Annotated in this window: 20 protein-coding genes; 6 read left to right on the top strand and 14 right to left on the bottom strand. The window is 59.6% G+C overall.

The window, feature by feature from the left end; genetic code table 11:
• Positions 1–6 precede the first annotated feature (6 nt).
• The 11 genes from flgH to flgF form a co-directional block, all read right to left on the bottom strand.
• The gene (gene flgH, locus NBG89_RS01480) at positions 7–723 is read right to left on the bottom strand and encodes a flagellar basal body L-ring protein FlgH (protein ID WP_431321406.1); all 717 of its coding nucleotides are present in this window, start codon (positions 721–723) and stop codon (positions 7–9) included.
• Positions 720–1,253 (bottom strand): MotE family protein, encoded by a 534-nt coding sequence (locus NBG89_RS01475; protein ID WP_431321405.1) that lies wholly within the window; start codon positions 1,251–1,253, stop codon positions 720–722. Before NBG89_RS01475 ends, flgH begins: the two co-directional genes overlap by 4 nt.
• Complete coding sequence (locus tag NBG89_RS01470; RefSeq protein ID WP_088691380.1) at positions 1,250–2,371, bottom strand: flagellar basal body P-ring protein FlgI; 1,122 nt, start codon at positions 2,369–2,371, stop codon at positions 1,250–1,252. The genes NBG89_RS01475 and NBG89_RS01470 overlap by 4 nt, the downstream gene beginning before the upstream one ends.
• Positions 2,368–2,853 (bottom strand): flagellar basal body P-ring formation chaperone FlgA, encoded by a 486-nt coding sequence (gene flgA, locus NBG89_RS01465; RefSeq protein ID WP_431321404.1) that lies wholly within the window; start codon positions 2,851–2,853, stop codon positions 2,368–2,370. Before flgA ends, NBG89_RS01470 begins: the two co-directional genes overlap by 4 nt.
• A gap of 17 nt (positions 2,854–2,870) precedes the next feature.
• Positions 2,871–3,659, bottom strand: coding sequence for a flagellar basal-body rod protein FlgG (flgG, locus tag NBG89_RS01460; protein WP_431321403.1), 789 nt, complete (start codon positions 3,657–3,659; stop codon positions 2,871–2,873).
• 19 nt (positions 3,660–3,678) lie between these two features.
• A complete protein-coding gene (locus NBG89_RS01455) occupies positions 3,679–4,005 on the bottom strand; it encodes a flagellar hook-basal body complex protein FliE (protein ID WP_088691377.1) in 327 nt (108 codons plus the stop codon).
• Entirely contained in the window at positions 4,005–4,421 is a 417-nt protein-coding gene (gene flgC / locus NBG89_RS01450) for a flagellar basal body rod protein FlgC (protein WP_088691376.1), read from the bottom strand. The genes NBG89_RS01455 and flgC overlap by 1 nt, the downstream gene beginning before the upstream one ends.
• 4 nt (positions 4,422–4,425) lie before the next feature.
• Positions 4,426–4,818, bottom strand: coding sequence for a flagellar basal body rod protein FlgB (flgB, locus tag NBG89_RS01445; RefSeq protein ID WP_088691375.1), 393 nt, complete (start codon positions 4,816–4,818; stop codon positions 4,426–4,428).
• A gap of 171 nt (positions 4,819–4,989) precedes the next feature.
• Positions 4,990–5,541: a flagellar protein gene (locus tag NBG89_RS01440; RefSeq protein ID WP_431321402.1), complete on the bottom strand. Its 552-nt coding sequence runs from the start codon at positions 5,539–5,541 to the stop codon at positions 4,990–4,992.
• An 11-nt stretch (positions 5,542–5,552) separates the two neighbouring features.
• Positions 5,553–6,944, bottom strand: a complete 1,392-nt coding sequence (fliI, locus tag NBG89_RS01435) for a flagellar protein export ATPase FliI (protein ID WP_431321401.1) — start codon at positions 6,942–6,944, stop codon at positions 5,553–5,555.
• A gap of 14 nt (positions 6,945–6,958) precedes the next feature.
• Positions 6,959–7,693, bottom strand: a complete 735-nt coding sequence (gene flgF, locus NBG89_RS01430) for a flagellar basal-body rod protein FlgF (protein ID WP_431321400.1) — start codon at positions 7,691–7,693, stop codon at positions 6,959–6,961.
• Between the two features lie 250 nt (positions 7,694–7,943).
• On the opposite strand from flgF, the gene motA reads away from it, so the two are divergent.
• The 6 genes from motA (at position 7,944) to NBG89_RS01400 (ending at position 13,134) form a co-directional block, all read left to right on the top strand.
• Entirely contained in the window at positions 7,944–8,816 is an 873-nt protein-coding gene (motA, locus tag NBG89_RS01425) for a flagellar motor stator protein MotA (RefSeq protein WP_088691371.1), read from the top strand.
• A 6-nt stretch (positions 8,817–8,822) separates the two neighbouring features.
• Positions 8,823–9,761, top strand: a complete 939-nt coding sequence (locus tag NBG89_RS01420; RefSeq protein ID WP_431321399.1) for a FliM/FliN family flagellar motor switch protein — start codon at positions 8,823–8,825, stop codon at positions 9,759–9,761.
• 65 nt (positions 9,762–9,826) lie between these two features.
• Positions 9,827–10,411, top strand: a complete 585-nt coding sequence (gene fliN, locus NBG89_RS01415) for a flagellar motor switch protein FliN (RefSeq protein ID WP_431321398.1) — start codon at positions 9,827–9,829, stop codon at positions 10,409–10,411.
• Positions 10,412–10,440: 29 nt separating this feature from the next.
• Positions 10,441–11,481, top strand: a complete 1,041-nt coding sequence (gene fliG / locus NBG89_RS01410; RefSeq protein ID WP_088691368.1) for a flagellar motor switch protein FliG — start codon at positions 10,441–10,443, stop codon at positions 11,479–11,481.
• Between the two features lie 128 nt (positions 11,482–11,609).
• On the top strand, positions 11,610–12,689 hold the full coding sequence (gene flhB, locus NBG89_RS01405) for a flagellar biosynthesis protein FlhB (RefSeq protein WP_431321397.1): 1,080 nt from the start codon (positions 11,610–11,612) through the stop codon (positions 12,687–12,689).
• Positions 12,690–12,693: 4 nt separating this feature from the next.
• A complete protein-coding gene (locus tag NBG89_RS01400) occupies positions 12,694–13,134 on the top strand; it encodes a hypothetical protein (RefSeq protein WP_088691366.1) in 441 nt (146 codons plus the stop codon).
• Positions 13,135–13,152: 18 nt separating this feature from the next.
• Here the strand turns inward: NBG89_RS01400 and visR are convergent, their stop codons facing one another.
• From visR to fliF, 3 genes are all read right to left on the bottom strand, one after another.
• Complete coding sequence (visR, locus tag NBG89_RS01395) at positions 13,153–13,899, bottom strand: transcriptional regulator VisR (protein ID WP_431321396.1); 747 nt, start codon at positions 13,897–13,899, stop codon at positions 13,153–13,155.
• A 12-nt stretch (positions 13,900–13,911) separates the two neighbouring features.
• Complete coding sequence (gene visN / locus NBG89_RS01390) at positions 13,912–14,658, bottom strand: transcriptional regulator VisN (protein ID WP_088691364.1); 747 nt, start codon at positions 14,656–14,658, stop codon at positions 13,912–13,914.
• A gap of 376 nt (positions 14,659–15,034) precedes the next feature.
• Positions 15,035–16,729: a flagellar basal-body MS-ring/collar protein FliF gene (gene fliF / locus NBG89_RS01385; protein ID WP_431321395.1), complete on the bottom strand. Its 1,695-nt coding sequence runs from the start codon at positions 16,727–16,729 to the stop codon at positions 15,035–15,037.
• Between the last annotated feature and the right edge of the window lie 51 nt (positions 16,730–16,780).

Genomic DNA, 16,780 nt, shown 5'->3' with positions numbered 1-16,780 from the left:
TCAGCCTCAGAGCGGCGAGAAGAGATCGACGGCTTGCTGACCGCGCGGCGGCTGCTGCACTTCCATCAGGCGGCCACGACCGCCGTAGGAGATGCGCGCCTCAGCAATCTTCTCGTAGGAAATCTGGTTGTCGGCGTTGACGTCCTGCGGGCGGACGATACCGGCAACGTTGAGAATACGGATCTCCTGATTGACGCGGACCTCCTGCGAGCCGCTGATCACGAGGTTGCCGTTCTCGAGGATACCCGTGACGACTGCGGCGACCATGAGCTTCAGCGTTTCGGACCGGTCGATCTTGCCCTTGCCGTCGGTACTGGTGTCGGAACCGTAGGTCACATCGGTCTTCGACTGGGGATTCCAGCCCATGACGTTGGCGTTGACATCCCAGTTCAAGCCACTCGAGTTGGTCCGGCTCCGGCTGGTGTCGTTCTCGAACTTGGCCTTATCGTTGATCTGGATATTGACAGTCAGGATATCGCCGACGTTGAGAGCGCGGGCATCCTTGAAGAGGGTGGCCTGCGAGTCGCTCCACAGGGAGTAGCCCTGCGCAACCTGGCGCGGCTGCTTCGGATAAAGCGCCATCTGCGGCGTCTGGCCGTACGCGAGACCGCTGCCGATCGGGCTCATGGCCGGGGCGCGGCCGATCTCGTTGACGGCCTGCGGCGATGCGCAGCCTGCAAGGAGGGCGACGGCGACGATCGCGGCGGGGAAACGCTTGTTCATGAGGGGTCCTTTGACGTATTTGGATCGGACGCGCTGGCGATGATGCTGGCAATGTTGCCGGCCTTCTTCGGATCCATCTCGTTGAGGATAAGGCTCGACTGCGAGGGGTTCAGCCGCATGATGACGGCCGCCGCTACTTCTATCCTCATTTGCTCCAGTTGCGATGCAGCCGCGTCCGGCTTCATTTTCTTATAGATATCGGTCAGGCCCGCCTCGGCCTGCTTGAGAAAATCGTCGCGGCGCTTCAGCCAGTCCTGATATTCCTCTTTGCGCTTGTTCATCTCGGCGATGCGGGAATCGACGTCGGCGCGAAGCTTCTCAAGCTCCTGCCTCTGTAGCAGATAGCGCTGATCGCGAGCGGGATCGGCAATGTTCGTGCAGAACTGCTTAATCTCCTCCTGCGAGGTCATTTCACCCTTTAGCGTCGGCTGCTCCTGTGCAAAGGCGCCGGGAATGGACAGAGCAACGACGGCTATCGCCGGCAAAGCAAGCCGTCGAACCAGGTCGGATACAGTCAACTTCTCTATCATTGCAGGACGAGCTCCGCTTGCAGCGCACCGGCTGACTTGATGCCCTGAAGGATGGCGATAATGCCGTCCGGCTTCACGCCGATATTGTTGAGACCCGAAACGAGCGTCTTGAGATCAGGTCCCTCGAGCAGGGCCACCTTGCCGCCTGTCTTCTGGGCAGCGATGTCCGTCTGCGGCTGTACGGCCGTTACGCCACGCGAGAACGGCTCAGGCTGAATGATCTGCGGCGTCTCGGTCACCTGGACAGTCAGAGTACCATAGCTGACGGCGACCGGCGACACGCGCACGTCGGCGCCAATGACGATCGTTCCGGTGCGCTCGTTCACCACAACCTTCGCCGGGGTGTCCGTCTCGACGACGAGATTTTCCAGATCAGCCATCAAGCGCGTGAGATCCGCGGTCCTCGGCTTCTGGACGATGACTTCCTGCGCATCCTTGGCTTCTGCGACCGGGCCACCGAAGCGAGCCGAAGCATAACCGTTGACAACATCGGCGATGCGGATGGCCGTGGAGAAATCCGGGTTTCGTAGCTGCAGGACGAGATTGACCGAGTCCTTGAAGCGCGACGGCAGTTCCCGTTCGATGATCGCACCGTTCGGCACCCGTCCGGCGGTCGTCACACCCTCGGTGACAGTCGAAGCTTGACCTTGGGCGGTAAAGCCCGAGACGACCACTGAGCCTTGCGCGACGGCGTAGATCTGGCCGTCAGCGCCCGACAACGACGTCATGATCAGTGTACCGCCGCGCAACGAGGTGGCGTCGCCCAGCGAACTGACGTCCACGTCGATGCGGCTGCCCGGGCTGGCAAAGGGCGGCAGGTTGGCCGTAACCATCACCGCCGCCGTATTCTTCGGATTGGACTGACTGCCCTGCGTGGAAATGCCAAGATTCTGCAGCATCGCGCGCATCGACTGTTCCGTGAACGGCGAGGCACGGAAGCCATCGCCGGTGCCTTGGAGACCCACAATCAAGCCATAGCCGATCAGCTGGTTGTCGCGTCCTGCCTGCAGGGACGCGATGTCCTTGATGCGTGATGTCATGGCAGCCGCCGGCGTCACGGCGGCGACGTTCGGAGACAGAAACGCGAGGGCTACGAAAAGGCGGAAAAACATCTTCATTTTGCGGCCACGTGTATGGTGCCGTCGGCGAGCACTGTGCCGCTGACAATCACGCCGGAATCCATGTTGCGAACGCGGATGAGCTGACCCGTCATGCCGTCTTCAAGCGGCGACCCGGCTGCCGAGATCGTCATCGCACCGAGCGTGAAGATCAGCCGGATTGAGGAGCCGCGGGTCACGGTATAGGGCTCCCGCAGGGCCGAGACGGAGATCGTGCGTCCCGGCAGGAGCGTGCGCTTTGAGATCATCCCCTCCACCTGGCGGATCGACTTTGCGTAGTCTCCCGTGAGGTTCGGGTTGGTCACTTCCACTTCCTGAAGCTGGGCACCAGAAACCGTTTCGCCGGGGTAAATGGTCGTTGTCGGAACGACCGCATAGCCCATGCCGGCAGCGGCGGCGGCTTGCGGCGCGGCAAGTGCGCTGATCGCGATCGCGGCAGCTGCCGCCCATCCGAGAATACCTTTGACCCGGCAAAACATCATGTTTCGGCCCTTCCCGATTACTTCAGGTTCTTGCTGACGATGGAGGCCATTTCGTCGGCGGTGGTGATGACCTTGGAGTTCATTTCATACGCACGCTGCGCCGATATCAGCTCGGTAATTTCCTTCACCGGATCGACGTTCGACGATTCCAGGTAGCTCTGCTTCATGTAGCCGAAGCCCTCTTCATCGGGCGTGCCCACAACGGGATCACCGGAAGCAGGTGTTTGCGCAAAGAGGTTGTCGCCGAGGGGCTGAAGACCGGCTTCGTTGACGAAGTCGGCGATCTGCAATTGACCAAGCGTCGTGACCGTCGTCGCGCCCGGGAGCTTCGCGGTCACCTGGCCGGAGCGGCTGATCGTCAATTCGGTCGAGCCAGTCGGAATCGTGATGTTCGGTGCGACAGTGTAGCCGTCGACCGTCACGATCTGGCCAGTCTCGTTCTTGTTGAATGCGCCGGCGCGCGTATAGAGCGTCGTGCCGTCCGGTGCCTCGATCTGGAAGAAGCCGCGGCCGACCAGGGCCACATCGAGATCGTTGCCAGTCTGTGCGAGTTCGCCCTGGATATGCAGATTGCGGACAGCAGACGTCTGAACGCCGAGACCGATGTTTGCACCTTCCGGAACGGTGGCTTGATTGGCGCGGTTGGAAACGCCCTTCGCCCGCTCTGTCTGATACAGCAAGTCCGTGAATTCAGCGCGAGCGCGCTTGAAGCCGGTCGTGTTGATGTTCGCGATGTTGTTGGCAATGACTTCAAGATTGGTCTGCTGGGCATCCATACCCGTTGCAGCAATGGCAAGCGCTCTCATGGCTTTGTCCTTAAATCAATTACATCTGCATCCGGGTTACGTCGAGAAACGCTGTCACCACCTTGTCGCGAATGGCGATTGCGGTCTGAAGGGTCTGCTGTGCCTGCATGACGGCATCGACGACCTCACGCGTCGTGGCGGTGCCCTTGATGCCTGCAAAAGACATGCTTTCCGCATTCTTCAGGGTGTTGACCGCTCCTGTCGCAACGTTGCTGAGAACCGCGCCGAAGCCGCCGTCGTTTGCGGCGCTTTCTGCAGCGGAGGAGGCCGTGGAATTGTCCTGGTCGATGGCGGCAAGGCCGCGGGTCATCGACAGGGAGCTGACACTATTGACGTTGTTGATCATTATTGGCTCTTCAGTAGATCGATCGTTGCCGAGATCAGGTCGCGGGATTGTTTGATGGTCTGCAGGTTGGCGTCGTAGGAGCGGTTTGCTTCCCGCATGTCGGCCATCTCGACCAGCATGTTGACGTTCGGAAGCTTGACGACGCCCTTCTCATCCGCAGCCGGATTGCTGGGGTCGTATTCGGTGGTGAACTTCGATTCATCTTCGCCGAGCTTCTTGACATTGACCGTGGTGACGCCGTTTGCGCGGTCCACGGCTTCCCCGAAGGTAATCGTCTTGCGGCGATAGGGATCGGCACCTGGCGTATCGCCGGTCGAACGGGCGTTGGCAATGTTTTCGGACACGATGCGCAGGCGCGTCGATTGCGCCTCTAGCCCGGATCCAGCGATTTTGAGTGCTGCTGACAAAGGATCCATGATCTTAGCTCTTCACCGTCATCAGCATCATCCGGTTGAACGAGCTCACCAGCGACGTGTTCAACTCGTATTGACGCTTGATTTCACCAGACTTGGAAAGTTCCTCGGCAAGACCGACTGTGTTGCCGGATTCCTGAACACCGATTTCCTGATCGAGGCTCGCATCCTTGACGTCGATGTCGCTCTTCGTGCCGAGATCGTTGCCGCTCAGATGCGCCGCATTCGTGCGCGCCATCGTGATGTCCGACTTGTCGAGAACGGCCTGGAAGGGCGTGATGTCCTTGGCGTGATATTTCGGCGTGTTCGCATTCGCGATGTTGCCGGCAACAACCTCCTGACGGATCGTCAGCCATTCGGCCTGCCGCGAGGCCAAGTCGAAAAGTTGAATCGGTTGCATGGGAACTCTCCGTTTTTACTGAGGCGAACCTACGGCGGTAATCTTGCGTCAGACTTACGGAGAATGAGGTCCGGAAATCCGGACCTTGTTGGCCGGTGGCTCCAGAATGCGAAGAAGGCTCCTACCGTTTTCCGGCGGAGCCTTCTGTTGATTCGCTGCTTGGTTATGCACTCAATTGTGCTGGTAGACATCGCCCTTGGAGGTGATGATGACCCATTTGCCATCGCGTTCCTCCAGTGTCGCCAGCCGGCTTTCGTCCGGTAGAATGGACCCTACACGCACGACGTACATGCCGGAGGCGTCTGCTATCAGAGCGCGGCCGTTTGCGACGTGGAGAAGGCGAAAACCAGATTTTCCAGGAAACGGCTGTTCTTCGGCCGGCGGACCTTTGTCGTCTTCCTTGCCGATGTTGGAGACGGTCGCGGTCGTCAGCGGATCGACCGGAATTTCAGGCTTCTTTTCGTATTGGTTCTTGTTGGCCATCGCTAGCGGCGAGACGCTGAAGACGTTTCGCGCCGGCCAGTTCGGGAGATCGCGCATGCGCTCGCCCTGCGCGACGTTGATGCCGAACTTGTCTTCATTGAAGAAGACGTACCACGGGAAGAATGCCGACGCTCCCGCCAGGGCGAGGCCGGCAATTGTTAGGGCACGGTCGAGAAAGACTGTTTTGCGCCGCAGAGGCTTCAGCGGGGCGATCTTCTCATCGTCATCGAAATCGTTCACGTCGCGCCCCTCTACCTGCGGATATTCGGCTGGCCACCGATGCCGGCCGCCGCCTTCAGCGCCCCGGCCAGATCGGCAAAGGCATCCTGCGAATCGACATCGCCCGGCGACTGTTTCAAAACATCGTAAATAATCGGTACCTGCTTGACCGCCATATCGAGATCAGGGTCAGCGCCCTGGCGGTAACCGCCAATCAGGCGGAGGTCGCGTGTCTCCTCGAAACGGTGAATCAGTGTCTTCAGGCGCGACACGAGCTTTTCCTGATCTGGAGTCCATGCCTTGCGCGCTAGGCGCGAGATCGAGGCAAGCGGATCGATCGGTGGGTAGCGCCCCTCCTCCGCCAGACTGCGCTGCAGGACGATGTGGCCGTCGAGAATGCCGCGCGTCGAATCGGCGATCGGGTCGTTGTGGTTGTCGCCATCGACCAGGATCGAAATGATCGCGGTGATCGTTCCCGTACCTTCCGGGCCGGGGCCCGCACGCTCCAGCAGACGTGGCAGTTCGGTAAAAACGGAAGCGGGGTAGCCGCGCGCGATCGGCGGTTCGCCGGACGCGGTTGCGACCTCGCGAATGGCGTGGGCAAATCGGGTGACGCTATCGACGATCAGGAGCACATTGTCGCCCTGATCGCGGAAATGCTCGGCGATGGTAACTGCGGTCAGCGGCGCCATCTTGCGCAGCATCGGGCTCTCGTCGCTCGTCGCGACGACAGCGATCGCCTTCCTCATGTTGGCGCCAAGCGTATCCTCGATGAACTCGCGCACTTCGCGACCACGTTCACCAACGAGCGCAATCACGACTTTGTCGAAGGCATCAGCGCGCGCCAGCATGGACAGCAGCGTCGATTTACCGACACCCGAACCGGCGAAGATGCCGAGGCGCTGTCCAAGGCAGAGCGGCGAGAAGATGTCGATGGCGCGAACGCCTGTCTTGAAACCCTTCTCGACACGCTTTCGCGTCATGGACGGCGGAGCGGTGTTCGAAATGGAGCGGCGGCCGAGCCCTTCGACAATCGGACCCAGGCCGTCGATCGGCTCGCACAGCGAGTTGATCGTACGCCCGCACCAGCTGTCGGACGGCGAAATGCGAAAGGCACCCTTGCGGATGACCGTATCATGGATACCGATCGGCTCGCCGGGCTCGATCGGGCAGACATAGGTCAGTTCGGGCTCGACGCGGACGACCTCACCGAGATGGATGCCGGTGGACGACTTGTGCGCCACGAATTCGCCGAGCCGCACGTGGCGAGACAGGCCGGTCACGGTGTAATGGCCGGCCGCAATTGTCTGGACGTGGCCGCCGGGAGCGACCAGGAACTCGGGGTTTGAATAGCGCGATACGAGCCCGGCAAGATGCGCGAGCTTCGGCGAGAGATCGGCTTCGGTGAGCGGCGTGTGGCTCATGCATCAGACCTCGGCTAGCGGCTGCCGCCGAGCGTCTTGATCGCCTCGCTGAATGAAGCCTCGCTGTCCTTCGAAAGCGATGTCATGCTCTCGAAGGCGCGATTGACTTCGATCAGCTGCGTGATTTCGCGCATGGCGTTGACATTGGAGTTTTCCAGATAACCCTGCTGGACGCCGACATTGAAGCGGTCGGTGACGGCACGCGGCTGCTCGGTCGTCATGATGCCGCTGTTCTCATAGCGCAGGTAACCCTTGCTGATATCGGCCTCGAAGAGACCCAGCGAACCGACCTGCTTGCCGTCCTGGTAGATCAATCCATCGGCGCCGACCTTAGGTTCGCCAGCGGCCGTGTTAAGCGTGATCGGCGAGCCACCGGCGTCGAGAACCGAATAGCCGCGGACGGAGACGAGCTCGCCGTTCCCCTTCATCGTAAAGCGACCATCCTTGGTGAGAACCTTGCCGGCCGGTGTGTCCAAAGAGAACCAGGCATCGCCCTTGATCGCGAAGTCGAGCATGTTTCCGGTATGCTCGAGCTCGCCGCTGTCGCCGGACAAATAGTCGTTGCCCTGTGACACATAGGCAATCTTGGCCTTGATCTTGTTGCCGGTCTCACCGAGCATCTCGTCGAACTTCACCTCCGTCCCGCGGAAGCCGGTCGTGTTCACGTTCGCCATGTTATCGGCGATGGTGGTGAGGCGACGTTCGAGTGCGATCTGCGACGACAACGAAACATAAAGACCGGATTGCATCCCGATAGGCTCCTGCATTGGCGATGAACGGTACGAAATCCAGGGTGTTTGAGTCGGTTCGACCACGGATTTCGCTGAGGCGGCATCTCAGAAACGGGCACGGATGCCCATTCGTCACCAACAAGCTGACAGCAAATGCTTGCGCGAAGCTGGCATGGAAAAGCTTGATTTGCAGGGGCAATCATCAGCCTCACGCAAGCCAGCAGCCCTATCCCTTCTGTTGAAAATAACGATCAGGTTTGGACTGACGATGAATATCATTATCGGATTTGTGATTACGGTCGGCTGCATCATCGGCAGTTTCATGGCGATGGGCGGCCATATCGACGCCCTCTGGCAACCTTTCGAACTCGTCATCATCGGCGGCGCCGGCCTGGGTAGCTTCGTGATGGGCAACCCGATGAAGGTCGTAAAGGATTCCGGCAAGGCGCTCGGTGAAGCGTTCAAGCACACGGTCCCGAAGGAACGGAATTACCTCGATACGCTCGGCGTCCTCTATTCCCTGATGCGCGACCTGCGTACGAAGTCACGCAACGAGATCGAGGCCCATATCGACAATCCGGCCGAGTCCTCGATCTTCCAGTCCGCTCCGACGATCCTCAAGAACAAGGAACTGACGGCATTCATCTGCGACTACGTCCGTCTGATCATCATCGGTAATGCCCGTTCGCATGAAATCGAAGCGCTGATGGATGAGGAGATCAACACGATCCTTCACGACAAGATGAAGCCATACTACGCCATTCAGATTATGGGCGACGCCTTCCCGGCGATCGGTATCGTCGCCGCCGTTCTCGGTGTCATCAAGGCCATGGCACACATCAATGATTCGCCCGAAGTGCTCGGTCACTTGATCGGGTCGGCGCTCGTTGGCACCTTCCTCGGCATTCTCCTGTCTTACTGCGTGTGCCAGCCAATCGTTTCCCAGATCAAGATCGTCCGCAACAAGCAGCATCGCCTGTATGTCATCGTCAAACAGACGCTGCTTGCCTACATGAACGGCTCCGTGCCGCAAGTCGCGCTTGAATACGGCCGCAAGACGATCTCGGCCTACGAACGTCCTTCGATCGACGCCGTCGAGCAGGAAATGATGAACCCCGGCGGCGAGAGCAAGGCGGCGTAAACGGTCATGAACGCTACCCTCAAGAAACCCCTCATGGACGAAGCACTTCTGGCCAAGCTGACCGGAAGGCTCGGCGACAAGGCAACTGTTGAGAAGATCTGCGGCGCATTCGGCGATGTCTATACGGTCTTCCTGCCCGACATCATCAAGAGCGAGACAAACCTCGACGTCGAGGTGGCCTACCTCGGTTGCGACAGCGGGCACAAGAACGACCTTGTTGCCGATCTCGGTGGCAACACGACACTTGTCGACGCGACGCTCCGCAATTGGTCGCAGAACATTACGCTGGCCTGCGGCAATAGCTTCATCATCACGCTGATGGAGCATTTGCTGGGCGCAGCCGCCGACACGGTCGAGCAGCCGGCGGACCGCCTGCTCTCCGTGATCGAGCTCGAGCTTGCGGTCATGGTCTTCGAGAAGATCGCCAACGTCCTTCGCTCCGCAGTGGACGCGCCTGGCGGCTTCGAGCCGACCGTGGAGTTTCCCTATGCGTTCGAAACGCGCGCCAAGCTCGCCGAAGACAAGCCTGACGAGTTTGCGGCCGCAATCAACATGTCGATCACGCTTTCCGGCATTACCTCGGACTTCTCGCTGATCGTTCCACAGGTTGCCCTGCTGAAGACGACGGTGGCAGCTCCGAAGGCCAAGGGGCAGTCGGCCAAATCGTCCGAATGGACGGATCAGCTCAGCGAGCAGGTGCGCCGCTCGCAGGTAACGCTCAACGCCAAGATCCGTCTGCAGGACCTGACGCTCAGGACCATTTCGAAGCTTGCAGCTGGCGATGTCATTCCCTTCTACGATCACGGCGATGTCCGCGTCGAAGTCAGCGCCAACAGCAAGGAATTGTACGTCTGCGAGTTTGGACGTTCGGGCGAGAATTATACCGTCCGGGTGAAGGATACGATTAACTCGGATGACGAACTCATCCGCCACTTGATGAATTAGCCCATTTTCCAACCGGGCTGGCCGCACGGCAGCTTGAGGCAAGTTTCAACTGGAATAGTGATTTCATGGCGACGAAGAAGACACCCAAGAACAGCGACCTTTCACTGGAGCTCCCGGGCAACGAGGCCGAGCTTGATCAGGCCATCGATGACCTGCGCGGCGTCCTGAAAACCGACGCGGAAGGCGGCCTGCCCGATTTCGCCGCAGAGAGCGACGCCTTCAGCGGCAGCTCCGATCTGTCCACCTTTGGCGGCGATTTCGAGGATACCGCTGGCGGTTCCGCGTTCGGTGGCAGCGATTTCGGCGCAACATCCGACTTTGGCGGCTCCGCCGATTTCGGCGACGGCTCCTTTGGTGCGGTCGCTTCCGAACCGGCGCCGCTTGGCAGCGCCATGCAGTCGAACCTCGACCTGATCATGGACATCCCGATCGACCTTCAGATCATGCTCGGCAGCAGCCGCATGCAGGTCGCCGGGCTGATGAACCTGAACGAAGGCGCAACGATCGCGCTCGACAAGAAGATCGGTGAACCGGTCGAAATCATGGTGAATGGCCGCAAGATCGCTCGCGGCGAGATCACTGTTCTGGAAAACGACGACACGCGTTTCGGCGTCAAACTGATAGAAGTTTTGAGTACGAAAAAAGCCTGATCCCGGTGCAGGGACGGAGAGGTTAGACCATGATGGACTTTGACGATTTCGGCGGCGCTCTAGCCGAGAAACCGTTGACCCAGGCTGAAAAGGCGGCGGCCGTTCTCCTCGCTATGGGGAAAGGGGTCGCCGGCCGGCTGCTGAAGTATTTCACGCAGGCCGAGCTGCAGACAATCATCGGCTCGGCGCAAACGCTGCGCGCCATCCCGCCGGATGAGCTGCTCGGGCTTGTCGCTGAATTCGAGGATCTGTTCACCGAAGGCGCCGGTCTTATGGACAATGCCAGGGCGATCGAGAGCATCCTGGAAGAAGGCCTGACGCCGGACGAAGTCGACAGCCTTCTTGGCCGTCGCACCACCTTTCAGGCGTACGAGACGTCGATCTGGGACCGTCTCGGCGAGGGCGACCCGGCCTTCATCGGCAAGTTCCTCCTGCGCGAGCATCCGCAGACAGTTGCCTATATTCTTTCCATGATGCCCTCTTCGTTCGGCGCCAAGGTCTTGATGCAGATCCCCGACGGCCGCCGCGCGGACATCATGAACCGTACTGTCAACCTCAAGTCCGTCAGCCCCAAGGCCGCACAGATCATCGAGAAGCAGGTGATGAGCCTGTTGGCGGAGATCGAAGCCGAGAAGAATTCGATCGGCTCGACGAAGGTTGCCGAGCTGATGAACGAGATGGACAAGCCGCAGGTCGATACCCTGCTCACCTCGCTCGAATCGATCAGCCGCGAATCCGTCAACAAGGTCCGCCCGAAGATCTTCCTCTTCGACGACCTCATGCTCATGCCGCAGCGCAGCCGCGTGATGCTGTTGAACGACATCTCGGCCGACATCCTGACCATGGCATTGCGCGGGTCGTCTGCCGACATGCGCGAGGCAGTCCTGGCATCAATCAGCCCGCGCCAGCGCCGCATGATCGAATCGGATCTGCAGAGCGGAACCGTCGGCATCAATCCGCGCGAGATCGCTATCGCACGCCGCGCCATCGCCCAGGAAGCGATTCGCCTGGCAAACTCCGGGCAAATCCAGCTCAAGGAGACCGAGGGCGAAGGCTCTGCAGCGGCTTAAGCCGCTGTTGTTGTGCACGAAGCGTCCCCTCCCCGCTGCCCCGGTTGATCGCGGCGGTAAAAGCGAGATACCCTTCAGGAAAGGTCGCGCCCTGGCGCGGCCGTTTCTTTTGATGGAGGGCCTCGGCCTTGGCCGACGACGACAAGGACAGCAAAACAGAAGACCCGACAGCGAAAAAGAAAAGCGACGCTGCCGAGAAAGGCAACGTGCCGTTTTCGCGCGAAGTGCCCCTATTTGCGACTGTTCTTGCCACTTTCGTCTACATCATCTTCTTCCTGCCGAGCGGGCTCAGCAAGGTCGGCGGGGCGCTGAAGGATATTTTCGAGCAGCCCGACCAATGGAAGATTGAGACGGGGCCGGACGTTCTCTCCCTGTTTGTTCACCTGGGCTGGGTTTCGGCGGCATTGCTCGCGCCGGCCTTCATCCTGTTCATGGTGTTTGGGGTCGCCGCCTCCATCTCGCAGAACCTGCCAACGCCGGTACTCGAGCGCATACGGCCGCAGTTTTCGCGCATCTCGATCGCCAAGGGATGGTCGCGGCTGTTCAGCCTGCCCGGGCTCGTCGAGTTCGGCAAATCGCTGACGAAGATCGTGATCGTTGGCGTCGTCATGTTCTTTGTGCTGAAAAGCGAATACTTCAACGCGATCGACGCGATGTTCTCCGATCCGCAGACGATCTTCGCGCGCATGATGACGTCGATGCAGAAGATCACCATCGTCGTTCTGATCGCTACCGCCGTCGTGGCGATCGCCGACTTCTTCTGGACGCGCTATCACTGGTTCACCGAGCTGAAGATGACGCGGCACGAGATCAAGGAAGAAAACAAGCAGTCGCAGGGCGACCCTTTCGTTAAAAACCGCCAGCGCTCGCTGATGCGCGACCGCGCTCGCCGCCGCATGATTGCCAGCGTCGATCGCGCGACGCTCGTTATCGCCAACCCGACGCACTTTGCGGTAGCGCTGCGCTATGTACGCGAGGAAAATGACGCGCCTGTCGTCGTCGCCAAGGGCCAGGACCTAATTGCGTTGAAAATCAGAGAGATCGCGGAAAAGAACGGAATACCCGTTTTCGAAGACCCGCCTCTTGCGCGCTCCATGTTTGCGCAAGTCTCGGTCGATAGTGTCATACCGTCTGTATTCTACAAGGCAGTCGCGGAACTCATTCATCGGGTTTACGCGACGCAAGCCAAGAACAAACGGGTAAGATAGCCGAATGAAAAAATGCCCCTACTCTGCCCAGCGTGAAAAAATCCTTGCTGAAGCAATCAGCCCCGTTGCCACGGAATTGCGGCTTCTGGACGCTTCGGATCTCATCTCTCTTCTGCGCTTCGAGTACTACGGCAATCTTTCCGATCTGGTATCGTCGGCCGCCGAGCTTTTCTTCCACCCCGGCACTGTCAACTTCGGCCATGGCGGCAGCTACACGCTGGAGTGGGGCGGCAAGCCCGAAGTGGTGATCGACCTCGAGGTCAAACCGCGCGGCATTACGATCTATGCGCAGCTGACGCTTGCCGAGGCGCACGCCGGCATCGAGATCAACCACATCGCGTTCCAGAATCCCTCAGCGGATCCCGACGAAAACACCGCTTTCCTACAGCAAAGCCTGCGCGACGCACGCTTCAACGTCGAACCTTTGCAGGCTCTCGCGAGCTAAACCGCCCGCGCCTTCACATCAGCTGATATATCCAAGGCGGATGGCTTTTGCGATCGCCTGGATTCGGTTGACCGAATCCAGCTTGATCGTTGCCGAGCCGAGGTAGGCGTTGACGGTATGCACGGAGAGCCCGAGCTTCTCTGCGATCTCTTCGCTGATGCGACCGTCTCCGGCAAGCTGCAGGCAGGCAATTTCGCGTTCGCTGAGAGCTTCGGCAGCCGCTACGCGGCGCTCGTCGAGCGACAGCAGGTCGATCATGATCTGGCACGATCTCGCGTGCAGTTCGACGATCATATTGCTCGCCGGCTCGAGATCGTCGCCGGTAAAGACAACAAAGCCGTTGCCAACGGCACCAAGGCGCACCGGAAACGCGATGCCGGAAAACGGAACCAGGCCGTCCGTCAGGCGCTTCATGAAAGGAGCGATACTGGCAGGCTGGGGAGCGGCGCGATCGAGCCCGCCGGCCCATACAACAGGAAGAAGCGACTTCTCGATATGATCGAGCAGCATCTCCCCATGGGCGTCGACGAACGCCCGGCTGAAGCCGCTGTTGACGGAACCCCAATTCTCCAGTTCGCAGACCAGGCGCTGCTTTGCCGGGACGCCAGCGGCGCTGATACGATAGACCGCGAAATTCTGGGCATCGGCGAGTTTCTGCATGCCGATCAGACGCGGGAACAGGTCAGACCGGCTCGCCACCTTGTTGACCCGCGCGCTGCGCATCATTTCCGAAGTTCCCATCGACCGACCGGATGGCTGCCCCATAACGCCGTCCCCCTAGACGAGATTGTTCCTCACCGCGAATGCGATGGCTTCGGAACGAGTCTTCGTAGCCGTCTTTCGCATAACACTGGTGATGTAGTTGTTGATGGTGTTACGGGAGATGCCGAGGATCATCGCAATCTCGTCGCTCGTCTTGCCCTCGGCGATCCAGAAAAGGCACTCCAGTTCCCGATCGGTCAGTTCGAAGTCCCGATCAGCCTTCGAAGCGCCGCATTGCAGGAAGCTGGCGAAATAGGCAGTCAGGAGCCCGACGTCACGCAACCGCTCCTGCGACAGGATGAATCCATCATCAAACAGGAACATCAGCACAAGGCGCGAGCGGCCGATGTTGAACATCAGCGAACAGTATTGGCGGCTGGCCCCGTCAGGGGCGTCCGCCGTATCCGGCAAGAGGGCAAAATGCGGCTGGAAGAGCTGCATGCATTTTTCGAGCTCCGTCGCCCGGGCGAAGCCGCCGACGAAGGTGTGCGCCAGATTGGTGACGAGGTCGAACGGCCAGTCGGAGGAAACGACGAAATCGAGGCCCGCCTCTTGAACCAGGTCCGCGCGCGCCAAGAGGTAGTGCGACGCGCCTACATAATCAGTCAGGGCACGCAGGCCAGGTTGCAACCGTCCCGTGCTCGAGATCTCGCAGAGTTGTGCGATCAGTTCGTCGCGTGAAGAGAGGTTTGTCGCCGCGATGCCAACGAAGTTTGCCTTGTGCGTGTCGCTCTTGAGAGCCTGCAAAATATGCATGTCCATTGGCAAAACCCCGCGGCTGTAAACCACCTACGACAGAAGCTTGATCCGCATGCTCCTGAACAAATTACGACCTCTCCGCGAATCACCCAAGATTACGATAGGTGGCACAATTCACCATCTCCGAGTTCTTGGGATTTACATTTTCTGCATTTCGTGCCCTGATTCGCGCACAAATTCCGCTTGTTAAGGAATTCTTAAATTAAAGTGATTCGGGGAAATCTGACAATACGATTCGCGTAAAACGCGTGGCCATATCAGCCCTCTGTCAAGGTCTATCCTCAGAAATCTTCACGTCCGCATTAGAGTGATGGCAAAATATGGCTGGATCGCCGTGCAGCGTGTGGGCAAAGAAAAAGGCCGGTTGCCCGGCCTTGTCTTATGCGGCTGCGTTGTCGACAGCCCATTTTCTGAGGATTTTCGCGGCGCGCTCCTCGTTGATCTCGACCATCCGCGCCAATTTGCGTTCCGGGCCTTCCTTGACGCGACGGTTGAAGTTGCCGTCGTCGTCGCCAAGGCTGAGCAGGTCCTCGGTACTGTCGAAGCCGAAGTCCGAACCGAAGCCGTCCATGAGTGCACCACCGGCGCCCACACCTCCCGCCGGAGCGAAATCCGGAAGTTCGAGACCGGCGCTTTCCGGCGAGGTGTCGCCGATGACTGCCGTGCCGTTACCCGTCACGCTGCGGATCATCGGGCGGACGCCCATCCAGATCACCAGGAAGGCGACCGCGACGAAGGCGAGCGAGTTGATGATGCCGGCGAGGTTGCGGCTCAGTATATCCATGACGCGGACGCCGCCGCCGGTTTCCTCGAGGAGCTGGTTCTCCAGGAAGTCCATTGCTGTGACGGTCACCACATCGCCGCGGTTGGTGCTGATACCAGCCGCCGATGCCACGATCTTCTGCATTTCGGCAAGGTAAGCATCAACTTTCGCCTGGTCGGCAGGTTCGCCGACCATCTGAGCAATGCGACCCTTGTTGACGACGACGGCGATGGAGAGCTTTTCGATCTTGTAGCTGTTACGCGTCGTTGCGGTCGTCTTGCTGTTGATTTCGTAGTTGGTCTGCTCTTCTTTCTTGTCAGACTTGTCCTGCGATTCCGGACCGCTGGCGCCACCCGAGTCAGGCGCTGCCTGCGGGATGTTCTGCTCGACAGTGGTGGCGTTGTCGGACTGCTTCTGCTGTGACTGCGAGGCTTCCTTGGTCGTGCGAATCGAGCGCTCGACCTTCGATTCCGGATCGTAGGTCGTTTCCTGGATCTGCTGGCTGTCGGTGTTCAGTTCCGCCGTGACGCTGGAACGGAAGTTGTCCATGCCGAGGAAAGGCGCAAGCGCCTTGTCGATGTTGGTTTCAACTTCGCCCTGGACGTTCTGAACGATGTTCAGCGAACGGTTCAGCGAGCTGTTGCTGGCTTCGTCACCGGAAGCGAGCAGTTGCCCGGCCGAATCAAGGATCGTGACATCACCGACGTCGAGGCCGGGAACGGCTGACGCAACAAGGTGGCGGATCGACGTCGCGGCGTTGCGGCCGGTGGCGGCGCTTGCGCGGATCATCACGGAAGCAGTCGGCTTCTGTTCGGCTTTGCGGAAGTTGCCAACCTCGGGCATGACGATGTGGACGCGAGCAGCTGTGATGCCCGAGATCGACTGGATCGTGCGGCCAATTTCGCCTTCAAGCGCGCGAACCCGCGTGACTTCCTGCATGAACGAGGTCAGGCCAAGCGAGCCGACATTGTCGAAGAGTTCATAGCCTGCGTTGGCGCTGTTCGGGAGACCGCGTTCGGCGAGTAGGAGACGCGCCTTGCCCGTCATGCCAGCGGGAACTGTAATGCTGGTCCCGTCGGTTCCGACCTGGAAGCCGATGTTCGCTTCGGCGAGCGCTATGCTGATTTGGTTCAGATCAGGCGTATCAAGCCCGACATAAAGCGTTTCCTGAGCCGGCTTGTTGACCAAAAAGGCCGCCCCAAGGATGAGCGCGACGGAAACGACGCCCACGCCAGCCAGCGCCAGCAGGCGATTCCGCCCTAGCGAACTGAAGTTCTTAAAAACTTGAACTAATTGATTTAACAGATTCATTCTGTTCTCGCACGACCGTCACAGACAAAGCGGGCTTATTGCCTCATTTCG

The sequence above is a fragment of the Rhizobium sp. YTU87027 genome (assembly GCF_050644135.1).
Taxonomy (GTDB): Bacteria; Pseudomonadota; Alphaproteobacteria; order Rhizobiales; family Rhizobiaceae; genus Rhizobium.
This window is presented reverse-complemented; position numbering and strand designations above follow the sequence as displayed.